Raw genomic sequence first — 22,535 nt, 5'->3', positions numbered from 1 at the left:
ACCTCACGCGATGACCTCGGCGAGGTTGCCCTTGCTCTCCAGCCAGCTCTTGCGGTCGCCGGCGCGCTTCTTGGCCAGCAGCATGTCCATCACTTCGCGGGTCGCCTCGAAGTCGTCCAGGCCCAGTTGCACCAGGCGGCGGGTGTTGGGGTCCATGGTGGTTTCGCGCAGCTGCGGCGGGTTCATCTCGCCGAGGCCCTTGAAGCGGGTGACCTGCGGCTTGCCGCGGCGTTTCTCGGCCACCAGGCGGTCGAGGATGCCGTCGCGCTCGGCGTCGTCGAGGGCGTAGAAGATCTCCTTGCCCAGGTCGATGCGGTACAGCGGCGGCATGGCCACGTAGACGTGCCCTGCTTCCACCAGCGGGCGGAAGTGGCGGACGAACAGGGCGCAGAGCAATGTGGCGATATGCAGACCGTCGGAGTCGGCGTCGGCGAGGATGCAGATCTTGCCGTAGCGCAGCTGCGACAGATCGGCCGAGCCCGGATCGATGCCGATGGCCACGGCGATGTCGTGTACTTCCTGCGAGGCGAGGACTTCGCCGCCGTCCACTTCCCAGGTGTTCAGGATCTTGCCGCGCAGCGGCATGATGGCCTGGAACTCCTTGTCGCGGGCCTGCTTGGCGGAGCCGCCGGCGGAGTCACCCTCCACCAGGAACAGCTCGGAACGCATCGGGTCCTGGCCCGCGCAGTCGGCCAGCTTGCCGGGCAGCGCCGGGCCCTGGGTGATCTTCTTGCGCTCGACCTTCTTGCCGGCCTTGAGGCGGCGGCCGGCGTTGCCGATGGCCTGTTCGGCCAGTAGCAGGCCGGTTTCCGGGTGGGCGTTGAGCCACAGGCTGAAGGCATCCTTGACCACGCCGGAGACGAATGCCGAGGCCTCGCGGGAGGACAGGCGCTCCTTGGTCTGGCCGGAGAACTGGGCGTCCTGCATCTTCATCGAGAGAACGAAGGCGATGCGCTCCCAGACATCTTCCGGCGCTAGTTTCACGCCGCGCGGCAGCAGGTTGCGGAACTCGCAGAACTCGCGCATGGCATCCAGCAGGCCCTGGCGCAGGCCGTTGACGTGGGTGCCGCCCTGGGCGGTGGGGATCAGGTTGACGTAGCTCTCCTGCAGCGACTCGCCGCCTTCGGGCAGCCACAGCAGGGCCCAGTCCACCGCCTCCTTGTTGCCGGCCAGGGAGCCGCAGAACGGCTCGTCGGGCAGGCGCACGAATTCGCTCACCGCGTCGACGAGGTAGGAGCGCAGACCGTCCTCGAAGTACCAGCGGGTGGTCTCGCCGTTGTTCTTGTCGGTGAAGGTGACTTCCAGGCCCGGGCAGAGAACGGCCTTGGCCTTGAGTACGTGCTTGAGGCGGCTGATGGAGAACTTGGGCGAGTCGAAGTACTTCGGATCGGGCCAGAAGCGCACGCTGGTGCCGGTGTTGCGCTTGCCGACGCTGCCGATCACTTCCAGGTCGGTGGCCTTGAAGCCGTCGGCGAAGGTCATGCGGTATTCGCTGCCGTCACGCTTGACCTTGACCTCGACCTGGTTGGACAGGGCGTTGACCACCGAGATGCCGACGCCGTGCAGGCCGCCGGAGAACTGGTAGTTCTTGTTGGAGAACTTGCCCCCGGCGTGCAGCTTGGTAAGGATCAGCTCGACGCCGGGGATGCCTTCCTCCGGGTGGATGTCGACCGGCATGCCGCGGCCGTCGTCGACCACTTCCAGCGAGTTGTCCTCGTGGAGGATCACCTGGATCGATTTGGCGTGACCGGCCAGCGCCTCGTCGACGCTGTTGTCGATGACTTCCTGGGCCAGGTGGTTGGGCCGCGCGGTATCGGTGTACATGCCCGGGCGCTTGCGCACCGGGTCCAGACCGGACAGTACTTCGATGGCATCGGCGTTATAGGCGTTCTGCTGGGCCATGGTGTCTCTTGTCTATTAAAGGGTGGAAAAGTCGAAATCGGCCCAGAGCGCCGGGGCGAAGCCGGCCAGCGCGAGGATTTCCGGGATGCGTTGGGCGAAGCCCTGATAGCTGTGGTCGCCACCTTCACGGATGTCCAGGCTGCAGCCGCTGTAGAACGTCTCGGCCTGGCGGTAGTCCAGCGTCTCGTCGGCCGTCTGCAGCCACACGCGGTAGCGCGCGGCGTCGCGCGGCTCGGGTGTTTCCAGCTCGGCCAGGGCGGCGATGTGGTCGTGGGTCAGCAGCCAGGTCTCGTTGGTGTAGTAGTTGGTCTGCTCGACTTCCTTGCCGCCGAACAACCGGTGCGGACGCACGGCCGGATTGATCAGCAGGGCGGGGAGGCCATGCTGCTCGGCGAGGAAGGTGGAGTAGTAGCCGCCCAGCGAGCTGCCGACCAGCAGCGGGCTGCCCAGCTCAGCGATGGCCGCCTGCAGCTGCTGCATGGCCTGGCGCGGGTGGTGGTGTAGAGCCGGCACGCGCAGATGCTGGGCGATGCCGCAGTGTTCGGCCACCTTGAGCAACTGGCTGGCCTTGGTCGAGGCCGGCGAGCTGTTGAGGCCGTGGATATAGAGGATGCTGGGATTCATGGAGCGGGAGGCTACAAGCTAGGCGGCGCTAGCCGCAAGCATTGACAAGCCAGGCCTAGGCCTAGAGCCAGTTCTTTAGTAGCCCTTGATGCTGTAGTCGACTTCGAAGTGAATGCCGGTGACCCGCGACACGCCGGTCTCCAGCCGTCCGTCGGCGTGCAGGCGCAGCCAGCGGTAGCCGGGGGCAGTGGTATCGACCTGGAATTCCTCGCTGCCGGGGGCGAACTGCACGCAGGTGGAGGGCGAGGCGAGCAGGCGGATGCCGCCGCGCTGCTGGTCGAATTCCTGGTGCACATGGCCCCAGAGCACGGCCTTGACCTGCGGGTGGCGCTCCAGCACGGCGAACAGGGCGTCGGGGTTACGTACGCCGATCGGCTCCATCCAGTTGCAGCCGATGGACACCGGGTGATGGTGGAAGCACACCAGGTGATGACGTTCGGGAGCTTCGCTGAGGGCCTGTTCGAGCAGCTCAAGCTGGTCGTCGGCCAGATAGCCGGGCACTGCGCCGGGAATCGAGGAGTCGAGCAGGGTGATGCGCCACTGGCCCAGGTCGATCACCGGCTCCAACAGATCGCTGCCATTGCACACTTCGCGCATGGCCGGCAGCTCGTCATGGTTGCCGGGAAACCAGCGGGCATCGGTATCGAGGTTGGCGGTGAGTTGGCGGAAGCTCTGGTAGGAGGCCACGCTGCCGTCCTGGGAGAGATCGCCAGTGGCCAGGATCAGGTCGATGTCGCTCTGTTCCGCCTGCACCCGCTCGACCACCTTTTCCAGGCTGTCACGGGTGTTCATGCCCAGCAGCTTGCCGTCTTCCTCGGCAAAAAGATGACTGTCCGACAACTGCACCAGCAGTACCGGGCGATCGGAGGCAAGAGACGACGGGCGCGACAAGGGCCAACTCCTGAGCGGGTTCCCAGGATTATGGTGGGTGAAACGCGATTCGGTAAACCCGGCAAACGTGAACTCGTCACATTTGCGCGGTTGTGATCACAGTACCGTGACCAGTTCGTGACCGCAGGCAATGCAGTGGCTCAGCCATTCGCCGAGGAACAGGTTGAGCTGGGTCTTCTCGTCCGGCTGGTGCATGGCGGCATTCGGGTAGGGGTAGATGCCACGGAAGCGCCGGGCGTTTTCCGCGCCGATCACCTCGGCCATGCGCGCGTCGTGGTAGGCCCGCACTTCCAGGCGCGGCACCGGCAGCCAGGGCAGGCTGTGTTCCTGACGCACTTCCAGGGTGGTGGTGTAGGGGCAGTTCTCGGTGACGCGGATCAGCAGCACGCCGAGCAGCAGGTCGCCCTGGCTCAGGGCCACGCGGCGCTCGCCCTGGGCCTCGCGCATGTCCGGCAGCAGGCGCAGCAGGCGCGCGTAGTTGGCTTCGCAAGCGGCCTGCAGCTCGACCAGGTCGACCCGGTAACGCTCGCGCAGCAGGTTCATGACCACAGCCCCCGCACTTCCGCACGGTTCAGCGCCAACCATTGCAGGGCGATGATGCTGGCGGCGTTGTCGATGCGCCCGTCCTTCACCGCCTGCAGCGCATCTTCCAGCGGCCAGACGTGCACGCGGATGTCCTCGCCTTCCTCGGCCAGGCCATGCACGCCACCCACGCCCTCGCTGTTGCAGCGGCCGACATACAGGTGCACGCGCTCGTCGGAGCCGCCGGGGGAGGGGTAGTACTGGGTGATGGGCCAGAGTGCGGTCAGTTGCAGGTCGGCCTCTTCCTCGGCTTCGCGGTGGGCCACTTCCTCGGGCTGCTCGTCCTTGTCGATCAGCCCGGCCACCAGCTCCAGCAGCCAGGGGTTGGCGCTCTTGTCCATGGCGCCGACGCGGAACTGCTCGATCAGTACCACGCTGTCGCGCTGCGGGTCGTAGGGCAGCACGCAGACGGCGTCGTGACGCACGAACAGTTCGCGACTCAGCTGCGGGCCCATGCCGCCGGCGAACTGGCGGTGACGCAGATGCAGGCGGTCCAGGCGATAGAAGCCCTTGAAGCAGGTCTCGCGCTGGAGCACCTCGACATCGGCATGTGACATGCAATTCCCCCTCGTGGCAGGGTCCTTCCCTGCAGAAAATCCAGCCGCCCTTGGCGGGTTACCGGTGAATGTGCGCGCGGCAACGGCGCTTTGGCAAGGGTTGCCGCCGCGGCCCGGCACTGTCGCCGCCAGGGCATTCCATCAAGATAGTGTGACGTTCGATATGCCGTGCCGTTCGGCATTTATCGTAAATAGCAGTCTTTTTCATTGGCTACCGATGAGTATACTCGGGGCCGTCGGTATCGACTTCAACAGGGAGGTGGGGAATGCGCGCTGCAGAGCTGATCGATCTGCTCCGGCAATACGACCCGGACACGGATATCCCGGTGGCCTACACCGACGCCGAATTCGGCGAGCAGCCGCAGCTGCAGGTGGCCAGCTGTTACAGCACCGGCGACACCCGCTGCTACCAGAACCTGGTGGAGCAGGCCCAGGAGGGCCTGGTGGTGCTCGATCCGTTCGGCCGCATCACCTACATGAACCCCTTCATGCAGCAGTTCCTCGGCTACTCGCCGGCCGAAGCGCTCGGCAGGCCGCTGGCCCAGGTGATTTCCGCCGACCTGGTGGAAGTGGTGCTGATGCAGCGCCGCCAGGGTCCGTCGGCCGAGCGTTATCCGATGCGCATCCAGGCGCGCGACGGCCAGGTGCGCTGGGTGCAGATGAGCGCCGCGCCGATTCCCAGCGTCGACGGCAGCGACCGCGGCAGCCTGCTGACCATCACCGACATCTCCCACCGCGAGAGCCAGGCCGACAAGCTCGGCGACCAGGAGAGCCTGGGGCAGAAGGTCTGGCGCATCTCCGAACAGCTCGACAGCCTCAAGTCCCTGCGCATGAACCTGCTGGCCGAGTTCGAGGCCCTGCAGGACTCGCCGCGCATCGCCGCCACGCCCTACTGGCACCAGCAGCGCTACCTCTATCTGGTGCGTCCGCAGAAGGATGGCAAGCGCGTGCGCGAATACATCGGCGCGCAGCCGGAGCGGATCAGCGAGGCCCTGGCCGCCGTGCGCCGCGAACAGCGCTACCAGGAAGTCTGTCGCGAGCTGCAGGACATCGAGGAAAAGATCCGCACTTCCACCTTCAAGCTCGACAGCTTCCTCTGGGAGCTGACCAAGGTGCCGGAGAACCTGCACAAACTGGTGAGCTAGAGGCTCGCGACCGCTTTTTTCGATGACGGTTCCATGACAGGCCGCCCCATTCCGGGGCGGTCGTCGTTTCTGCATCCTGAATATCTGTGATCACATCTATAAATATCAATAAAAACAAATAGTTATGTGAATTTATCGTTAATGACAGCGAGGGGGATTTGGTCCTTGTTGTGCCATTAAAGCGCTGAATAGGATGCCCGCCTCTCCCAACTCAGCAGGATGCAACGATGAGCCACCCCCAGCCCCCTCTGGATCACGACCAGTTTTACCGCGAACTCACCCTGCGCAACGCCGGGTTCATCAGTACCGACGACCAGTGTGGTCTGCGTGAGGCGGTTATCCTCGTGGCCGGCTGCGGCTCCACCGGCGGCAGCGTGATCGAGCTGCTGGTGCGCAGCGGTGCCGAGCACCTGATCCTGGCCGACAACGGCAGCTACGAGCTGAATAACGCCAATCGCCAGAACATGGTGGCCAGCGACATCGGCCGGACCAAGGTCGAGGTGTTCGCCGAGCGCGTGCGGCAGATCAACCCCTATATCAAGCTAGAACTGCACGGCCACGGCGTGACGCCGGACAACGTCGAGGCCATGGTCGCCCAGGCCGACGTGGTGGTGGATGCCATCGACGTCACCGGGCGCTCCGGGCTGGAAATGAAATACCTGCTGCACCGCGTCTGCCAGCGCCAGTACAAGCCGGTGGTGTGCGGCTACGACATGGCCGCCGCCCAGTACATTCCGGTGTTCGACTACCGCAACCCGGACCTGGCGGTGTTGGACAACCAGTTGAGCGCCGAGCAGGTGGCCACCCTCGACCCGATGCAGGCCTGCTCCTACCTGATCCCGGTGGAGTGCGTGCCACTGGAGATGTACGCCGAGCTGGACCGCCATCTGGCCGGCAAGGACTACACCTCGCAACTGGGCATCGCCGCCCACCTGTTCGGCACCCTGGCTACCGCGCTGATCATCGATCTGCTCAACGGCCGTCCGGTGCGTGACGCCATCTATGTCGACGTGTGGGAACTGACCCGCCGTCGCGATGCCCAGGCCGAACGCGAGCACCAGTTGCAGCTGGAGCAGGGGCGTCAGGCCCTGGCGCAGTGGCGGCAGCTGCCGGCGGAGCGGCCCGACGCGTTCTTCCTCGAACGCTCGGTCAAGCACTACCAGGCGCCCCAGCTGAACGGCCTGCGCAGCTACCAGCAGTTCTGCATCGACCGCCGCGCCGGCATCGCCACCTACGCCATTCCCAACTACCAGCTGGACAACAACCTGACCCGCCAGCTGCTGCGCTTCGCCTTCGTCCACTACGCCAAGGTCGGTTTCATCAACCCGCAGGTGGCGGCGCTGCGCCAATTGCACGCCGAGCCGCTGGAGCATCTGGCCCAGGAGGACGTGCATATCGTCCTGGTGCGCGACAGCGACCAGCAGCTGCTGGCCTATTCCACCCTCAAGGCGCCGATCGCCCGCGGCAAGCGCTTCGACGACGAGCAGCGCCCGGCGTTCGGCGTGGAGACCGCCTTCGGCCGTGACCTCTACACGCAGATCGCCGAGCTGCAGGATCTGCCGGTGGAACAGGTACGCGAGATCGGCCGCGTGACCAAGGCCCAGATCGGCGATCCGGTGCTGGAGGCCAAGGCCGGCATGCTGCTGCTCAGCGCCTACGGCCGCCTGCTGTGCAAGGCCGACAGCGGTGTGGCGGCGATGGTCGGCGACGGCGAACGCCAGGTCACCCTGCGCAACCTCGGCTTCTTCGGTTTCCGCCCGCAGGTCATGGCGGCGCGCGCCGCCAGCATCCCGGCCGAGCACCTGTACGCCAACCGCTACCAGGGCCGCGAGGTGCATCCGTTCTGGCTGCGCCTGGATGCCATCGACCGCGAGCGAGTGGCACAGATCGAAGGCCTGATCGAACTCGAAGGCGACGAATTCCTTTCCCAGCTGCGCGACGCCAAGCAGCAGAACAACCTGCACATAGGAGCATGAACATGAACGGTATCTGGAACCAACAGCAGCAAGACATCCGCGCCCACTACCTGGCCGTCGGCCGCCAGCTGGTGCGCCCCACCTCGGCCCAGCGTGATCAGGAGCTGGGCTTCGATCGCGAGCTGTGGCGCTCCCTGGGCAGCAGCGGCCTGTTCGGCGTGCACATGCCCAAGCAGTACGGTGGCCAGGGCCTCGGTGTGTGGGAATTCTCCGCCGCGCTGGAAGGCTTCTCCGAAGGCTGCCAGGACATGGGCGTGCTGGTTTCCTTCGTCGCCCAGGTGGCCCTGGTGCAGGCCGCACTGATCAGCTACGGCAGCGAGGAGCAACTGCAGCGCTGGCTGCCGCCGCTGATCAGCGGCGAGAAGATCGGCTGCTTCGCCATTACCGAGCAGGGCTGCGGCTCCGACGTGCGCTCGCTGAAACTGGCGGCGCGTCGCGATGGCAACGGCTATCGCCTCAACGGCATGAAGTGGAACATCACCAACGCCCCGGTGGCGGACATCTGCATGACCTTCGCCCGCCTGGAAGAGGCCGGGGCCAACGCCATCTCCTGCTTCATCACCGAAACCGCCAAGCCCGGCCTGGTGCAGTCCGCACCGTTCGAGCTGATGGGCAACCGCGGCACGCCGATCGGCAGCCTGAGCTTCGACGAGGTGGCGCTGGACGCCGACAGCCTGGTCGGCACCGAGGGCCAGGGCCTGCGCGTGCTGTACTTCGGCTTCCTGGTCGAGCGCATCTTCACCGGCGTCTCCATCGTCGGCTGCATGCAGCCGGTGATCGACGAATGCCTGCAGTACAGCCTCAAGCGCGAGGCCTTCGGCCGGCCGATCAGCGACAACCAGTACGTGCAGGGCCATATTGTCCAGGCCTACACCCAGCTGGAGCTGCTGCGCAGCGTGGTCGGCCGCGGCCTGACCGAGCTGGAACAGGGCCGCGACTGCTCGACCCTGGCCTCGATCATCAAGATGCTGGCCAGCGAGGCGATGCACGAGGCCTGCCTCAATGCCATGCGCATCCACGGCAACTACGGCTACCGCCGCGACTTCCACTTCGAGCGCCTGCTGCGCGACTCCATCGGCCTGTTCTTCGCCGGCGGCACCAGCGAGATCCACAAGACCGTGATCTGGGCCAACCTGGTGGCCGAGGCGCAGAACCGCAGCAAGACCAAGGACGACCTGCGCCTGGACGCCTACACCGGCGAAGGAGCCGCGGCATGAAGACTCGCGCCGTCGAGTTGCTCTCCTGGATGCTGCATCGGCCCTGGCTGATGCTGGCCATCCTGCTGCTGATCAGCGCTGCGGCGGTGGTCGCGGTGGGTCGCCTGGAGATCAACAGTACCCCCTACATGATCGACAAGAGCCACCCCAGCCGGGTGGCCGATGCCGACAACAAACGCCTGTTCTCCAACACCGGCGAGCAGGCCTTCGTTGCCCTGGAGAATCCCCAGGGCAATATCTTCAACACCAAGAGTCTGGCCCTGGTGGCCGAGCTGACCCGCGCCTTCCAGGCCATCGAGATGGTGCAGCCGAGCGACAGCGACAAGCTGCGCGCCCTGGCCGAGGATCCGGGCCTGCAAGCAGATGTCGACGCCGTCCTCGAAGGCGGCCTGACCCCGGCCGACCAGCCGCGCCTGATCGCGCTCAAGCAGCGCCTGGCCGAGGCCGGTGAGCTCAGCCATACCCAGGAAGCCTGGCTGGACAGCCTGCACACCCGCCTGGTGCCGATCCGCAAGGTGCGCAGCCTGGTCACCGTGGAGAACCTGCTGACCGTCGACGAGGCGCTCGACGTGCATGCGCTGATGCCGCGCGTGCCGCAGGACAAGGCCGCGCTCGACGCCCTGCGCGCCGAGGCCATGGGCAACCCGCTGTTCCTCGACAGCCTGGTCTCGCGTGACGGCAGCGCCACCACCATCCAGGTCGAGTTCAACATCGCCCAGGATGACTCGCCGGCCATGCTGCAGGTGTACCAGGCCATCGTCGCGATCACCGACCAGGTGCAGAGCGACGACCGCATCTACCTCAGCGGCCCGCCGATGATCGCCGCGCAGACCGCGTCGAACATGGAGAAGGACAACCAGACCCTGCTGCCGGCCGTGCTGCTGGTGATCCTGTCGATCCTGTTCATCAGCTTCGGCCGCCTGCAGGGCGTGGTCGCGCCGCTGCTGATCGCCATCTTCAGCCTGATCTGGACCCTGGGTCTGATGGCCGCGTGCGGGGTGAAGCAGAACATCATCACCTCGATCATGCCGGTGTTCATCATCTCCATCGCGGTGTGCGACGCCATCCACTTCCTCGCCGACTACTACCGCAACCTGCCGCCCAACCCGGATCGCCAGGCGCGCATCGACACCGCCTTCAAGGTGATGCAGCAGCTGTTCTGGCCGATGTTCGTGACCTGCATGACCACCCTGGTCGGCTTCTTCTCGCTGATCTGGACCGACGTCACCTTCATTCGCGAGTTCGGCATCTTCACTGGCTTCGGCATCTTCTTCGCATGGTTGATCACCATCGTCTTCCTGCCGACCATCGTCATCCTGTGGAAGGCCGAGCCGCCGCGCCACGGCCTGCTGGTCAGCGACCGCCTGGACCGCATGATCGCCGCCCTCGGCCACTTCGCCCGCTACGGCAAGAAGCTGGCCCTGGGCATGCTGGTGGCCATCGTGCTGTGCAGCTGGTACGTGGTGGAGAACCTCACCGTGGACAACCAGGTGATCGGCTACTTCGAGGAAGACAGCCGCATCCGCCAGGACGACGCGGCGATCAACGCCAAGTTCGGCGGCACCACGCCGATCAGCATCATGATCGAGAGCAGCAAGGTCGACGCCTTCAAGGACCCGGCCGTGATCGAGGCCGTGGCCAAGTTGCAGGAGCATCTGCGCCAGCAACAGGTGGTCGGCTTCACCTACTCGCCGGCCGACTTCGTCAAGCGCCTGCACCAGGTGACTCAGGATCAGTTCGCCGCCGAGCAGTACCGCCTGCCGAGCGACATCAGCGGCAGCCTGCTGGCGCAGTACTACCTGCTGTACGAGAACGCCAACGGTCGCGACCTGTTCGACGTGGTCGACCGCCGCTTCCAGAGCGGCCGGGTGCTGGCCATCCTGCACACCGACCGCTCCTCGGAAGTCGGCGCGCTGATGCAGGGCGCCCTGGACTACGCCCGCGAGGTGCTGCCGGCCGGCATGACCGTGCGCGTGTCCGGCTACGGCGAAGTGCTGGTGGCCACCACCGACGCGGTGGTGTGGGGGCAGATCAACAGCATCCTGTCCTCGCCGGCGCTGATCGTGCTGATGGTCATGGCCATGTTCCACTCGATTCGCCTGGGCTTCGTCGCCCTGCTGCCGCTGCTGTTCACCCTGGTGGGCATCAGCGGGCTAATGGCGCTGAGCGGCACCGACCTGGATATCGGTACCTCGATCATCGCGGCGATCTCCTTCGGCATCGGCATCGACTACGCGATCCACGTGATTGCGGCCATGCGCCACAGCCCCGGCACGCCGCAGGAGGCCACCCAGTACGCCCTGCGGCATACCGGCAAGCCGATCCTGATCAACACCCTGGCGCTCGGCCTGGGCTTCCTGGTGCTGTGCCTGTCGGGCTATCAGTCGCTGGTCAACCTGGGCGTCTTCATTTCGCTGACCATGCTGTTCGCCGCGCTGTTCGCCCTGCTGGTGCTGCCGGTGTTCGTGCGCACCCGCCAGGCGCCGCAGGCCTCGGCGCATCCGCAGGCGGAGCCGGCCAATGCGTAAGCACCTGATCTGGCTGCTGTGCGTGGCCCTGCCGGCCGGCGCCCAGGACTGGCTGGCGCTGACGCTCTACCCGGGCGGCGAGCTGTACCAGGCCGAGCATCTGCAACGCCTGGTCGGTGCCACGCAGAACCTGTGGCAAGTGAAGGATGCTCAGGGGCGCACGCCGATCCAGTCCCTGGACAGCCTGGCCAGCACCAACGCCATCGCCGCCCAGGGCGATGACGTGCGCTTCCGTCGCCTGATCGAGACGCGCGAGCTCACGCCCGCGGGCCTCAAGACCCTGGCCGGGCTGGTCGAGCAGCACCCGCTGCTCGGTCCGCGCCTGGTCACGGCGCAGCACGACGGCACGCACTTCTGGCTGCGCCTGGCCCATCCCTACGCGGAGGCCGAGAAGGCCGAACTGCTGCTGAGCTATGCCAAGCGCCTGGCCGCCGACTTCGCTGCCAACTGCCGGGTGGCCGGTGGCGCCCAGGGCACGCTGCAGGGCTTCCAGCTCGCCGAGTGGACGCTGCAGGCCGAGGCCAAGGTGCCGCCGCGCACCGCCACCCTGCAGGCCTTGCAGCAGGAGGTGGGCAACCTGCGCCAGCGCAGCGAGCAGGCCTATTCGGCCGCCGACATCCTGATCTACCTCAAGCGGGTGCTCAACGGCGACGCCAGCCTGCCGGCCAGCGACGACGAAGTTGCCCAGCTCTACCTGATCGCCGAAAGCCTGCGCAGCCGCGATCTGCAGGACCTGGCGCGGCCCGACTTCCAGCGCCTCAAGCTGGTCGCCCTGGGCCGCGAGCGCGCCGCCACCCCATCCCTGCCGGGTTACCACCTGGAGGCCAAGGCCCAGTGGTCATCCACCCCGAACAGCTACCTGACAGTCGACTGTCGTTAAGGAGTTTTCCCATGCGTATTTCCCTGATTGCCCTCGGCCTACTGCTGAGCCTGCCGGCCCTGGCCGAGGCCCTCGACCCCGCCGCCATCATGCGCACCGTGCGCGACCGCGACGAGGGTCAGGACCGCCGCTCGGAAGTGACCCTGGTGCAGACCATGGCCGACGGCTTCGTCCGCGAGCGCAAGCTGCTGATGCTGGAGAAGGAGTACGGCGAGGAGCGCAAGGCCACCCTGTACTTCACCGCGCCCAGCGACACCGCCGGCACCGGCATCCTCATGCACAGCTACGCCGAGGCCGCCGCCCGCGAGGACGACCAGTGGCTGTACCTGCCGGCCCTGCGCAAGACCCGGCGTATCGCCACTAACTCCAAGGAGGGCCCGTTCCTCGGTACCGATTTCTCCTTCGCCGACATCGAACGCATGCGCGTCGACGACTACCAGTACAAGCTGCTGCGCGAGGAGGAGTACAAGGGCCGTCCGGTCTACGTGATCGAGGCGCGCACCGCCGATGGTCTGGAGAACCCGCGCACCGGCTACAGCCAGCGCCTGGTGTATGTCGACCGCGAGCGCAAGTTGATCCTGCGCGACGAGTTCTTTCGCGGTGGTCGTCAGATCAAGACCTTCGAGGTGGTGGATGTAGCTCAGGTGGAGGGCTTCTGGACGGTCAACGAGTCGCTGATGAGCAACCTGGTCGAGGGTGGCCAGACCCGTCTGCTGCGCACCGCTGCCGACTACAACCTGGATCTGGGCGACCAGAACTTCAGCGAGCGCGCCCTGCGCAACGGGATTCGCTGATGCGTGCAGTGCTTATCGGCGTTCTGGGCCTGATCAGCCTGCCGCTGGCCGCGGCAACCCTCAGCAGCCGCGGCCATGTGGAGGACAGCTATCACCACGACACTACCGGTGCCAGCAGCTCCGGCCATCGCGTCGAGGCGTTGCTGGAGAGCCGCATCAGCGAGGGCAACTGGACCCTCGACAGCGTGCTACTCGGCCGCTACCGCAGCCAGTACGACGATGCCGGCGGCAAGCTGGAAGACCGCATGGAGTCCGACCAGGACCTGCGCGAGCTGTACCTGACCTGGGCCGGTGACAACTGGCAATGGCGCCTCGGCCAGCAGCAGATCGCCTGGGGCCGCGGCGACTACTTCCGCCTGGTCGACGTGCTCAACCCGCTGGACCTGCGCGAGTTCCTGCTGCCCTACATCGACGACTACTCGCTCGGCCGGCAGACCCGGCCGATGGCAGTGGTGGAGATCTACGGCGACAGCTTCGAGCATCAGTTCGTTGTCGCGCCCAAGACCCAGGACACCCGCTTCGCTCCGGCCGGCGCCGACTTCGCCGTGGCCGGGCGTCCGGAAGGGCTGCCCGAGGACGACGAGCACGAGCGCCCGGATATCGGCTGGCGCGGCAAGACCCTGATCGACGGCACCGACCTGGACTTCTACCTGTTCGACGGCCTCAGCCCCGATCCGCTGTATGTGGTGGAGGAGGGGCGGATGGTCGAGCAACAGCGTCGGCGCAGCCTGGTCGGCGCCTCGTTCGCCCGCCCGGCTGGCGACTGGGTGGTGCGTGGCGACCTGGTGCACCTGTTCAACGAGCCGCTGCAGACGCCGGAGGGTGCCGACAACGTGCCCAAGTCGGCGGCGCTGCTCGGCCTCGATCTGACGCGCAACGAATGGACGGTCAACCTGCAGGCCACGGTCAGCCATCGCCATGGCGCACCGGACAGCCTGCAGCGCGAGACCGGCTGGGAGGCCTCGGCCGCGGTGCTCAAGGACTGGTCCAAGCAGCGCCTCAACGCCGGCATCCTCTGGCTGTACAACCGCGAGGTGCAGAGCAGCCACATGGTCAAGGCCAACCTCGGCTACCGGCCGTGGAATCAGTGGTACCTGGAGACGGGCTACATCGCCTTCAGCGGCGGGCAGACCACCCAGTACGGCCAGTTCGACAACCGGGATCGTCTCTACCTGCACGTGCGTCGCGACTTCAGCCTGTGATTTCTCGCACTTGGATGGCGGCGCGCGTGCGGCGACAATGGCCGCGCGCACGCCGGGAACGCCCGGCGGCGTGCACAGTCGAAACGCCCGTCGCCGCCCCGAGGAAAGTCCATGCGCCCCATCGCCGTTGCCGGCCTGCTGTCTCTCTCGCTGTTGCTCAGTGGGTGCCAGGCAATACTGCTCGCCGCCAAGCCCAAGTCGTCGGCGCTGCCTATCACGCGTGACACCTGGGAACACCGCCCGGCGGGTTGCGCAGGCAAGGACTGCCCGCTGATCAATATCGATCTGCAGCGCCTGGATGATCTACCCGAACTGAATGCACGCATCGAGCAGGAGTTGCTCAAGCTGACCATCGAGCTGCCGGGCGATCCGCCGCCAGCCTCGCTGCAGGCCTACGAGCGCGAGTTCCTGGCCACCGCCAAGCCAGGCTGGATGAGCTATCTGCAGGCCAAGGTGCTGGAGCAGCGCGACCGCCTGGTGGTGATCGAGCTGTCCAGCTACCGCTTCACCGGCGGCGCCCACGGCATTCCCGGGCGCGCCTACCTCAACTACGACCGCGACAAGGGCCGCCTGCTGAGCCTGGACGACCTGCTGCTGCCGGACGGCGAGACGGCCTTCTGGCAGCAGGCCGAGCTGGCCCACCAGGCCTGGCTCAAGGCCAATGGCCTGGGCGAGGACCTGGAGTACCAGGCCGAGTGGCCCTTCGCGCGCACCGCCAACATTGCTCTGCTGCGTAGCTCGGTCATGCTCAAGTACGAGATCGGCCGCATCGCGCCCTATGCCAGCGGCCATCCTGAATTGCGCATTCCCTATTCGCGCCTCAACGGCATCGTCAAACCCTTCTACTTCCCTGGTCGCGGCTGAGGCTTCTCCCTAGGGCGCGATCGGTAGCCCGGACTTCAGTCCGGGACATGTCGGGCGCCCTCCCGGACTGAAGTCCGGGCTACGTTGTTACGCATTACTTATGCGCGCCTAAACGGTATCTGCTGGCTGATCAGCCGCGCCCGGCCAGCTTGCCCAGCAGCAGTTGCAGGGCGGCGGCCAGGCCTAGCGCCGGCAGGGTGGCGCCGACGGTGGGGTAGAAGTTCACCAGCACATGGAAGGTGGCCACGCCGCAGGCCCAGGCCAGCAGGCTGTCCCAGCGCAGCAGCGGCACGCTGCTCGGCAGCTGGCGGCGGCGCAGGACGAAGTGGTCCATCAGCACCACGCCGAACAGCGGGGCGAACACCGAACCGATCAGCAGCAGGAAGTGTTCGTACTGCGCCAGCGGGGCGAACCAGGCGATCAGGGTGCACAGCACGCCGATGGCCAGGGCCAGGTGCTCGACCTTGAACGGCAGCAGGGTGCCGCTGGACACGGCGGCCGAGTGGATATCGGCGAAGGCCTTCTCCGACTCGTCGAGCAGGATCAGTAGCAGCGGGATGCCCATGCCGGCGCCGGCCAGGGCCAGCAGCAGAGTATTGGCCTCGCCCGGTGTAGCGAACGCCAGGGTGTAGGCCATGCCCAGGCTCATCAGCCACAGACAGCCGATGAAGAAGCCCAGTGCCGCGCCGGCGAACACGCCGCCGGCACGCTTGCCGAAGCGCGAGTAGTCGGCGATCAGCGGCAGCCAGGACAGCGGCATGGCGATGGCCAGGTCGAAGCCCAGGGCGAAGTTCATCGAACCGTCGCCCGGGCGCGCCCACAGGGCGGCCATGTCGGCCTTGGCGAACAGGTTCCAGGTCAGCCAGGCCCAGGCGCCGAGCAGCAGCCAGATGCCCCACTGGCGCAACACGCGACGGACGAAGGCCAGCGGCCCTGCGACTGCCAGCAGGGTGGCCAGGGCGCCGAAGCACAGGGTCCACAGGGTGGCGTTGGTCCAGGCGCTGTCCGCGCCGAGGAACTTGCCGGCCAGCAGGCTGGCGGCATCGCGCATCACGATGATCTCGAACGCGCCCCAACCGATCAGCTGCAGCAGATTGAGCAGCGCCGGCAGGGTGGCGCCGTGGCGGCCAAGGCTCAGGCGCAGGGCGGCCATCGAGGCCATGCCGGTGTCGCTGCCGATCACCCCGACCGCGCCAAGCAGCAGGGCGCCGAGACCGACGCCCAAGACCAGCGCCAGCAGCGCGCCGGCCAGGCCCAGGCCGGGGGCGAGCAGAGCGCCGGCCTGCAGCACCATCAGGCCCATGCCGAGGGAGAACCACAGCACGAGCAGGTCGCGGGCGCCGAAGGCGCGCTCGGTCAGCGGCACGGCGAGGTTGGGGGAGTAGTTGGGCGTGTTCATTGTTGTTCTCTGAGGGGAATGAACAGGCCCCGCGACAGTGCGCGGGGCCAGGCGAGGGCAGGACTCAGGCCTGCTTGTAGTTGGTAGGGTGGATGGCGCTCTAACCATCCACCTCGGTGGCGCAGCAGGTGGACGAAAAACGTCGTCCACCCCCTATCAGCTCCGATGCGTTATCAGACCTGCTTGTAGATCACCGAGCCCTCTTCCTTGAAGCGCTCGGCCTGGGCTTTGAAGCCGGCCTCGACCGCCTTGCTCTCGTCGGAGAGGCCGTTGTCCTTGGCGTAATCGCGTACTTCCTGGGTGATCTTCATCGAGCAGAACTTCGGCCCGCACATGGAGCAGAAGTGGGCGACCTTGGCCGAGTCCTTGGGCAGGGTCTCGTCGTGGAAGCTGCGCGCGGTGTCCGGATCGAGGCCGAGGTTGAACTGGTCTTCCCAGCGGAACTCGAAGCGCGCCTTTGACAGGGCATTGTCGCGGATCTGCGCACCGGGGTGGCCCTTGGCGAGGTCCGCGGCATGGGCGGCGATCTTGTAGGTGATGATGCCGGTCTTCACGTCATCCTTGTTCGGCAGGCCCAGGTGTTCCTTGGGCGTGACGTAGCAGAGCATGGCGCAGCCGAACCAGCCGATCATGGCGGCGCCGATGCCGCTGGTGATGTGGTCGTAGCCGGGGGCGATGTCGGTGGTCAGCGGGCCGAGGGTGTAGAAGGGCGCCTCGTCGCAGCATTCCAGCTGCTTGTCCATGTTCTCCTTGATCAGCTGCATCGGCACATGGCCGGGGCCCTCGATCATGGTCTGCACGTCGTGCTTCCAGGCGATCTTGGTCAGCTCGCCGAGGGTTTCCAGCTCGCCGAACTGGGCGGCGTCGTTGGCGTCGGCGATGGAGCCCGGACGCAGGCCGTCGCCCAGCGAGAAGCTGACGTCGTAGGCCTTCATGATTTCGCAGATTTCCTCGAAGTGGGTATAGAGGAAGTTCTCCTGGTGATGCGCCAGGCACCACTTGGCCATGATCGAACCGCCACGGCTGACGATGCCGGTGACGCGCTTGGCGGTCAGCGGCACGTAGCGCAGCAGCACGCCGGCGTGGATGGTGAAGTAGTCCACGCCCTGTTCGGCCTGCTCGATCAGGGTATCGCGGAACAGCTCCCAGGTCAGGTCCTCGGCGATGCCGTTGACCTTCTCCAGGGCCTGGTAGATCGGCACGGTGCCGATCGGTACCGGGCTGTTGCGAATGATCCACTCGCGGGTTTCATGGATGTGCTTGCCGGTGGACAGGTCCATCACCGTGTCCGAGCCCCAGCGGATGCCCCAGGTCAGCTTGGCTACTTCTTCCTCGATGGACGAGCCCAAAGCCGAGTTGCCGATATTGCCGTTGATCTTCACCAGGAAGTTGCGGCCGATGATCATCGGCTCCAGCTCCACGTGGTTGATGTTGGCCGGGATGATGGCGCGGCCGCGGGCGATTTCATCGCGTACGAACTCCGGCGTGATCTCTTTCGGAATGCTGGCGCCGAAGCTGTGGCCGGCGTGCTGCTCCTTCAATAGCCCGGCTTCGCGCGCCTCCGTCAGCTTCATGTTCTCGCGGATGGCGACGAACTCCATCTCCGGCGTGATGATGCCCTGGCGGGCATAGTGCATCTGGCTGACGTTCTTGCCCGCCTTGGCCCGGCGCGGGTTGCGCACGTGGGCAAAACGCATGGCGGTCAGCTCGGCATCGTTCAGGCGGCGCTGGCCGAACTCGGAGGAAAGGCCGTCGAGGCGCTCGGTATCGCCACGGTCGTCGATCCAGGCGCTGCGCACGTCGGCCAGGCCCTGGCGCACGTCGATGGTCACGCTCGGGTCGGTATAGGGCCCGGAGGTGTCGTAGACGGTGACCGGGGCGTTGATCTCGCCACCGAAGGCGGTGGGCGTGACGTCCAGGCTGATCTCGCGCATCGGCACGCGGATGTCCGGGCGCGAACCCTGCACGTAGATCTTCTGCGAACGGGGAAAGGGCTGTACGGACTGCTGGTCGACCTGTGCGCTTTCGCTCAGGTTCTTGTGGTTTTGCACGCTCATCGGCTCGGCTCCTGGCTGGATGTCGGAGCGAACCTGATGACGCAAGGCGCACCATGGCTGGTGCGAGAAGACTCGCCGAACGGCGAGGACATCTTGTTCCCTACGCAGGCCTTAACCTGATCAGGTTCAACGGGATCCGGAACTATCCGATCTCAGCCCACGACTCTGGGCACCCCGACAAGAACTGCCGGCAGTCTAATCAAGCTCGCCGCCGGGCGACAGTCCGCGGTGGTGGCGGTGGCGGCATTTCGTCGGGAATCGCAACTTGGCTGGTACAGCATGGGAAATTGTTGCAGCCAAGCAACAAAGCTTATTGCAAACTGGCCTGCCGTTGTGCCGACGGTGCCTTGACCGTTTTCGGCGGCCACCTTAGCCTTGCCCGATTCCCCCGCATCTAGGACTGATCATGCTACGCAGACTCTCTCTGGCGCTCGCAGTAGCTGCTGCCACCACCGGCATGGCATGGGCGGAAGACGCCCCGCAGGCAAGCAAGACCGATCTGGTCACTGTCTATAACGAGGCGGTGAAGAACAACGCCGACCTGGCCGCCGCCCGTGCCAACTACGCGGCGATCAGCGAAGTGGTGCCCCAGGCCCGCGCCGGTCTGCTGCCGAACCTGTCCGCCGGTGCCGATGCGATGAACACCGATACCGACGTGGACACCCGCTCGGGCAATGTCGACAGCTCGCGCAGCGGCCTGTCCTACCAGGCCAACCTGAGCCAGCCGCTGTTCCGTGCCGATCGCTGGTTCCAGTTCCAGGCGGCCAAGGCCACCGACCAGCAATACGCCCTGCAGCTCTCCGCCACCGAGCAGAACCTGATCTTGCAGAGCGCCGAGACCTACTTCGCCGTGCTGCGCGCCCAGGACACCCTGGCCTCGACCAAGGCCGAGGAAGCGGCATTCAAGCGTCAGCTGGACCAGGCCAACGAGCGCTTCGACGTGGGCCTGTCGGACAAGACCGACGTGCTGGAAGCCCAGGCCGGCTATGACACCGCCCGTGCCAACCGCATCCTCGCCGAGCGCTCGGTGGATGATGCGTTCCAGGCGCTGGTCACCCTGACCAACCGCGAATACGCCTCCATCGAGGGCATCCTGCACACCCTGCCAGTGCTGGAGCCGACACCGAACGACGCCAAGGCCTGGGTCGATACCGCCGCCCAGCAGAACCTCAACCTGCAGGCCAGCAACTATGCGGTGAATGCCGCCGAAGAGACCCTGCGCCAGAACAAGGCCGGTCATGCGCCGACTCTGGACGCCGTGGCCCAGTACCAGAAGGGCGACAACGACTCCCTCGGCTTCACCAACAATGACCTGGCCTCGCCCTATGACGGCGACGCCGAGCAGACCAGCATCGGTCTGCAGCTGAACATCCCGATCTACAGCGGTGGCCTGACCAGCTCCCAGGTGCGCGAGGCCTATCATCGCCTGAGCCAGAGCGAGCAGGAGCGCGAGAGCCTGCGCCGCCAGGTGGTAGAGAACACCCGCAACCTGCACCGCGCGGTGAATACCGACGTGGAAACCGTGCAGGCGCGCAAGCAGTCGATCATCTCCAACCAGAGCGCCCTGGAAGCCACCGAGATCGGCTACCAGGTCGGTACCCGCAACATCGTCGACGTGCTTGATGCCCAACGCCAGCTGTACAGTTCGGTGCGCAACTACAACAACGCCCGCTACGACTACATCCTCAACAACCTGCGCCTGAAGCAGGCCGCCGGTACCCTGGCTCCGGCCGACCTGGACGCCCTGTCGGGCTTCCTCAAGCCGGACTACAACCCGGACCAGGACTTCCTGCCGCCGGATCTGGCCAAGGCCGCGGAAGCCCAGCTCAAGGGCAATCCGGAATACTGAGTCAGCCGCAAGAGCAAAACCCCGCGCCGAGCGGGGTTTTTTTTATGCTGGCATTTGGCCTATACCTTGCTTTGTCTACAGCTTTGCTGAATGCGGCCGATGCACAGGTATCGGTCGCCTGACCGGAAGGAGTTTCGTTGTGTCCGTTCTGTTCTCGCTGTTGCGCAGCCGTCTGCTGCGCCCCGTATTCATCGCTCTCGGCCTGGCCATGCTGGCGCAGGTCGGCATCGCCGTGTGGCTGACACGGGCGACCGTCGACAACCTGGTCAATGACCTGACCCAGCGCCTGGGTGGCGAGAGCCAGCGCCTGGCCGGTGAGCTGGGCAGCGCCGAGGAGGAGATGCGCGCCGGCCTGGCCGCGCTCTCCACCAATACCCGCGAGCGTCTATCCGGCGGCCTTTCCAGCCAGCTCAAGGACGAACAGGCGCAGCTGCGCAAGGTGCTCGAGGAGAACCTCAAGCAATCCGGCAACTCCATCGCCCAGATGCTCGCCGGCGTGGCACCCAAGGCCATCTGGGACAACGACGCGCCGGCGCTGACCGCCCTGACCCGCATCGTCCAGCGTGATCCGGCCGTGCTCTTCGCAGTCTTCTATGACGCCCAGGGGCAGCGGCTGACCCGCAACTTCAACCGCAGCAGCCCGCGGGTGCGCGAGCTGGTGGCGGCCGGGCAGGGTGACGGCGCCCTGGCCAAGCTGGTCGACGCGGCGTCGCGCGATCCGAAAGTGCATATGGTCGAGGTGGACATCAACCCGATGGGTGCCTCCATCGGCAAGGTCCAGCTGGGCATGTCGCTGGATGGCGTGGAGCAGGAGCTGACGGCGCTCGATGCGCGCTTCGCCACTCTGGTCGGCAGCGCCGGCGAGCTGGTCGACAAGAGCCTCTCAGGTGCCGCCCAGGAAAGTACCCAGGCCCTGCAGCAGCGCCTGCAGCTGGCCGAGCAGGCGACCAACGACATGGCGCGCGATGGCAGCGAGACCGTGAAGCAGGCTGCCGATAGCCTGCGTTGGCGCATCGCCAGTGGTTTGCTGGTGGTCGGCCTGCTGACCCTGGCGGTGGTCGCGCTGGTGCTCGGCTGGCGTGTGCTCAGCCGCCTGCAGCTGCTGATCGCGGCGCTCAAGGATCTGGCTGCCGGCGAAGGCGATCTGACCCGCAGGGTTCAGCTGGACAGCGATGATGAGGTCGGCGAGATGGCCGACGCAGTCAATCGCTTCATCGCCAAGCTGCAACCCATCGTGCGCGAGGCCGGCGAGGTGGCGCAGCGCACCGGCGAAGAAATCCGCAGCCTGGCCCAGCGCAGCGCGGCGGCAGAGGCTGCGGCCGGACGTCAGCGCGACGAGGTGGCCGGCAGCCTGCAGGCCCTGGAGGAGATGGCGGCGGCGGCCCAGGCCGAGAGCCAGGCCATGCACGACGCCCAGCAGCGGGTGGTGGCCATCCGTCAGGCGGCCCACGAGAATGCGGCCATCGCGGCCAAGGTCGGCGCCCTGATCGAGGCACTGGTGGCGCGGGTGGACAACGGTTCGGCGGTGATCGAGAAGCTGGCCAAGCAGAGCGAGCAGATCGAGGTGGTGCTGACGGTGATCCAGTCCATCGCCGAACAGACCAATCTGCTCGCCCTGAACGCGGCCATCGAGGCGGCGCGGGCGGGGGAGAGTGGCCGTGGCTTTGCCGTGGTGGCCGACGAGGTGCGCGCCCTGGCCAGCAAGACCCAGCAGTCCACCGGCGATATCCAGGCGCACATCACGGCCTTGCAGCAGGGCGCTCGCGAGGCGGTGGCGGTGATCGGCCAGGCTGGCGGCCAGGCGGCCGAGGGTCTCAAGGCGCTGCGCGACAGCGCGCGCCTACAGCAGTCGGTACAGGCCTCGGTGGATGAGGTGCACGGCGCCATCGACACCGCTACCCGTTCCGCTGCCCATCAGGCCGATGGCGCGTCGGCGGTGCGTGGCCGGGTCGAGGTGATCCACAACGAGGCCCAGCGGGCGGCCGAGGCGGTCAGCGAGACGGCGGCCAGTGGGCGCGTGGTGGACGGCCTGGTGGCTCAGCTACGGGCGAGCTTCGCGCAGTTCAAG

The 22,535-nt window shown here is 66.4% G+C and carries 17 protein-coding genes and 1 riboswitch; of the genes, 10 read left to right on the top strand and 7 right to left on the bottom strand.

The window, feature by feature from the left end; all coding sequences use genetic code 11:
• Window positions 1-3: 3 nt before the first annotated feature.
• From parE to N7607_RS19805, 5 genes are all read right to left on the bottom strand, one after another.
• Entirely contained in the window at window positions 4-1,902 is a 1,899-nt protein-coding gene (parE, locus tag N7607_RS19825) for a DNA topoisomerase IV subunit B (protein WP_279867800.1), read from the bottom strand.
• A 15-nt stretch (window positions 1,903-1,917) separates the two neighbouring features.
• Window positions 1,918-2,526, bottom strand: coding sequence for a YqiA/YcfP family alpha/beta fold hydrolase (locus N7607_RS19820; RefSeq protein ID WP_279867801.1), 609 nt, complete (start codon window positions 2,524-2,526; stop codon window positions 1,918-1,920).
• A 75-nt stretch (window positions 2,527-2,601) separates the two neighbouring features.
• Window positions 2,602-3,417: a 3',5'-cyclic-AMP phosphodiesterase gene (cpdA, locus tag N7607_RS19815; RefSeq protein ID WP_279867802.1), complete on the bottom strand. Its 816-nt coding sequence runs from the start codon at window positions 3,415-3,417 to the stop codon at window positions 2,602-2,604.
• 96 nt (window positions 3,418-3,513) lie between these two features.
• On the bottom strand, window positions 3,514-3,966 hold the full coding sequence (locus N7607_RS19810; protein ID WP_137970808.1) for a DUF1249 domain-containing protein: 453 nt from the start codon (window positions 3,964-3,966) through the stop codon (window positions 3,514-3,516).
• Window positions 3,957-4,556, bottom strand: coding sequence for an NUDIX domain-containing protein (locus N7607_RS19805; RefSeq protein ID WP_192399661.1), 600 nt, complete (start codon window positions 4,554-4,556; stop codon window positions 3,957-3,959). The genes N7607_RS19810 and N7607_RS19805 overlap by 10 nt, the downstream gene beginning before the upstream one ends.
• Before the next feature lie 266 nt (window positions 4,557-4,822).
• Here N7607_RS19805 and N7607_RS19800 point away from each other — a divergent pair, with 266 nt between their 5' ends.
• The 8 genes from N7607_RS19800 (at window position 4,823) to N7607_RS19765 (ending at window position 15,162) form a co-directional block, all read left to right on the top strand.
• Complete coding sequence (locus N7607_RS19800; RefSeq protein ID WP_279867803.1) at window positions 4,823-5,701, top strand: PAS domain-containing protein; 879 nt, start codon at window positions 4,823-4,825, stop codon at window positions 5,699-5,701.
• A gap of 227 nt (window positions 5,702-5,928) precedes the next feature.
• Window positions 5,929-7,677, top strand: coding sequence for a ThiF family adenylyltransferase (locus tag N7607_RS19795; RefSeq protein WP_279867804.1), 1,749 nt, complete (start codon window positions 5,929-5,931; stop codon window positions 7,675-7,677).
• Between the two features lie 2 nt (window positions 7,678-7,679).
• The gene (locus tag N7607_RS19790) at window positions 7,680-8,894 is read left to right on the top strand and encodes an acyl-CoA/acyl-ACP dehydrogenase (RefSeq protein WP_279867805.1); all 1,215 of its coding nucleotides are present in this window, start codon (window positions 7,680-7,682) and stop codon (window positions 8,892-8,894) included.
• On the top strand, window positions 8,891-11,422 hold the full coding sequence (locus tag N7607_RS19785) for an MMPL family transporter (RefSeq protein ID WP_279867806.1): 2,532 nt from the start codon (window positions 8,891-8,893) through the stop codon (window positions 11,420-11,422). The genes N7607_RS19790 and N7607_RS19785 overlap by 4 nt, the downstream gene beginning before the upstream one ends.
• Window positions 11,415-12,302 carry a hypothetical protein gene (locus N7607_RS19780; protein WP_279867807.1) on the top strand — a complete coding sequence of 296 codons (888 nt, stop codon included), beginning with the start codon at window positions 11,415-11,417 and terminating at the stop codon, window positions 12,300-12,302. The genes N7607_RS19785 and N7607_RS19780 overlap by 8 nt, the downstream gene beginning before the upstream one ends.
• An 11-nt stretch (window positions 12,303-12,313) precedes the next feature.
• Window positions 12,314-13,096: an outer membrane lipoprotein-sorting protein gene (locus tag N7607_RS19775; RefSeq protein WP_279867808.1), complete on the top strand. Its 783-nt coding sequence runs from the start codon at window positions 12,314-12,316 to the stop codon at window positions 13,094-13,096.
• Window positions 13,096-14,298, top strand: coding sequence for a DUF1302 family protein (locus N7607_RS19770; protein ID WP_279867810.1), 1,203 nt, complete (start codon window positions 13,096-13,098; stop codon window positions 14,296-14,298). The genes N7607_RS19775 and N7607_RS19770 overlap by 1 nt, the downstream gene beginning before the upstream one ends.
• Window positions 14,299-14,409: 111 nt before the next feature.
• Complete coding sequence (locus N7607_RS19765; protein ID WP_279867811.1) at window positions 14,410-15,162, top strand: DUF3298 domain-containing protein; 753 nt, start codon at window positions 14,410-14,412, stop codon at window positions 15,160-15,162.
• Between the two features lie 130 nt (window positions 15,163-15,292).
• Here N7607_RS19765 and cytX read toward each other — a convergent pair whose 3' ends face one another.
• Entirely contained in the window at window positions 15,293-16,561 is a 1,269-nt protein-coding gene (cytX, locus tag N7607_RS19760; protein WP_279867813.1) for a putative hydroxymethylpyrimidine transporter CytX, read from the bottom strand.
• 173 nt (window positions 16,562-16,734) lie between these two features.
• Window positions 16,735-18,618: a phosphomethylpyrimidine synthase ThiC gene (gene thiC, locus N7607_RS19755; RefSeq protein WP_279867815.1), complete on the bottom strand. Its 1,884-nt coding sequence runs from the start codon at window positions 18,616-18,618 to the stop codon at window positions 16,735-16,737.
• Window positions 18,619-18,698: 80 nt separating this feature from the next.
• Window positions 18,699-18,805: riboswitch (TPP riboswitch) on the bottom strand.
• A 219-nt stretch (window positions 18,806-19,024) separates the two neighbouring features.
• On the opposite strand from thiC, the gene N7607_RS19750 reads away from it, so the two are divergent.
• Together N7607_RS19750 and N7607_RS19745 are read left to right on the top strand one after the other, a co-directional pair.
• Window positions 19,025-20,467, top strand: a complete 1,443-nt coding sequence (locus tag N7607_RS19750; RefSeq protein WP_279867816.1) for a TolC family outer membrane protein — start codon at window positions 19,025-19,027, stop codon at window positions 20,465-20,467.
• Window positions 20,468-20,606: 139 nt separating this feature from the next.
• A partial coding sequence (locus N7607_RS19745) for a methyl-accepting chemotaxis protein (protein ID WP_279867817.1) occupies window positions 20,607-22,535 on the top strand: 1,929 nt, incomplete at its 3' end.

The organism is Pseudomonas sp. GD04019 (assembly GCF_029837695.1).
Taxonomy (GTDB): domain Bacteria; phylum Pseudomonadota; class Gammaproteobacteria; order Pseudomonadales; family Pseudomonadaceae; genus Aquipseudomonas.
This window is presented reverse-complemented; position numbering and strand designations above follow the sequence as displayed.

Coding starts and splice junctions, on each gene's coding strand:
- N7607_RS19775 (WP_279867808.1), top strand. CDS start 12,314: ATGCGTATTTCCCTGATTGCCCTCGGCCTACTGCTGAGCCTGCCGGCC.
- N7607_RS19785 (WP_279867806.1), top strand. CDS start 8,891: ATGAAGACTCGCGCCGTCGAGTTGCTCTCCTGGATGCTGCATCGGCCC.
- cytX (WP_279867813.1), bottom strand. CDS start 16,561: ATGAACACGCCCAACTACTCCCCCAACCTCGCCGTGCCGCTGACCGAG.
- N7607_RS19790 (WP_279867805.1), top strand. CDS start 7,680: ATGAACGGTATCTGGAACCAACAGCAGCAAGACATCCGCGCCCACTAC.
- N7607_RS19820 (WP_279867801.1), bottom strand. CDS start 2,526: ATGAATCCCAGCATCCTCTATATCCACGGCCTCAACAGCTCGCCGGCC.
- N7607_RS19765 (WP_279867811.1), top strand. CDS start 14,410: ATGCGCCCCATCGCCGTTGCCGGCCTGCTGTCTCTCTCGCTGTTGCTC.
- N7607_RS19770 (WP_279867810.1), top strand. CDS start 13,096: ATGCGTGCAGTGCTTATCGGCGTTCTGGGCCTGATCAGCCTGCCGCTG.
- N7607_RS19805 (WP_192399661.1), bottom strand. CDS start 4,556: ATGTCACATGCCGATGTCGAGGTGCTCCAGCGCGAGACCTGCTTCAAG.
- thiC (WP_279867815.1), bottom strand. CDS start 18,618: ATGAGCGTGCAAAACCACAAGAACCTGAGCGAAAGCGCACAGGTCGAC.
- N7607_RS19780 (WP_279867807.1), top strand. CDS start 11,415: ATGCGTAAGCACCTGATCTGGCTGCTGTGCGTGGCCCTGCCGGCCGGC.
- parE (WP_279867800.1), bottom strand. CDS start 1,902: ATGGCCCAGCAGAACGCCTATAACGCCGATGCCATCGAAGTACTGTCC.
- N7607_RS19750 (WP_279867816.1), top strand. CDS start 19,025: ATGCTACGCAGACTCTCTCTGGCGCTCGCAGTAGCTGCTGCCACCACC.
- N7607_RS19795 (WP_279867804.1), top strand. CDS start 5,929: ATGAGCCACCCCCAGCCCCCTCTGGATCACGACCAGTTTTACCGCGAA.
- N7607_RS19800 (WP_279867803.1), top strand. CDS start 4,823: ATGCGCGCTGCAGAGCTGATCGATCTGCTCCGGCAATACGACCCGGAC.